Raw genomic sequence first — 527 nt, 5'->3', positions numbered from 1 at the left:
GCTGGAAGATTATCAGCAGCGTTCTCGTACGCTGTCACGTCTGACGGATGAAGCAGAAGCGTTGAACGACGCACCAACCGTTGATTTTCTTCATGATCTGGAAAAAGAACAGCAGCAGGATGGCGTACTGCTACAAACGATTCTTGATGAAGTTCGTAGCGCTAAACGTGCTGGGCTGTGTATGGCGCAAANGATCTGGAAAAAGAGCAGCAGCAGGATGGTGTGCTGTTGCAAACGATTCTTGATGAGGTTCGTAGCGCCAAACGCGCCGGACTGTGTATGGCGCAAACGGATAAGCATCTGCTAAACGTCGTTAACCACCAGCATCACTGATACTCGGCACTACCCTGTCTGCGCCTCTGTATCCAAGAGGCGCAAAAAAACCTTTCTAAAACCTGAAACAACGGTTTATTTTAGTGAGACTCATTCTGCGGAGTGAATTTCAGCTCGATCAACGCAACCGCTTTTTGAATTGCGCGCATCGTAACGGGATCAGCGCCCGCGGGATGGCTGGAAAAGTCGATGCT

Annotated in this window: 1 protein-coding gene and 1 pseudogene; one reads left to right on the top strand and one right to left on the bottom strand. The window is 49.8% G+C overall.

Annotated elements, in window-relative coordinates:
• Positions 1-333 (top strand): annotated as a pseudogene (locus FDX22_RS32720) (hypothetical protein); the annotation flags it as partial.
• An 80-nt stretch (positions 334-413) separates the two neighbouring features.
• Here FDX22_RS32720 and FDX22_RS20910 read toward each other — a convergent pair.
• Positions 414-527 (bottom strand): DUF2766 family protein (locus FDX22_RS20910; protein ID WP_146717722.1); only part of this gene is annotated, 114 nt, incomplete at its 5' end.

Source organism: Citrobacter sp. TBCS-14 (assembly GCF_005280805.1).
GTDB lineage: Bacteria > Pseudomonadota > Gammaproteobacteria > Enterobacterales > Enterobacteriaceae > Citrobacter > Citrobacter gillenii.
The sequence above is the reverse complement of the archived record's forward strand: the minus strand, read 5'-3'. Positions and strand labels throughout refer to the sequence as shown.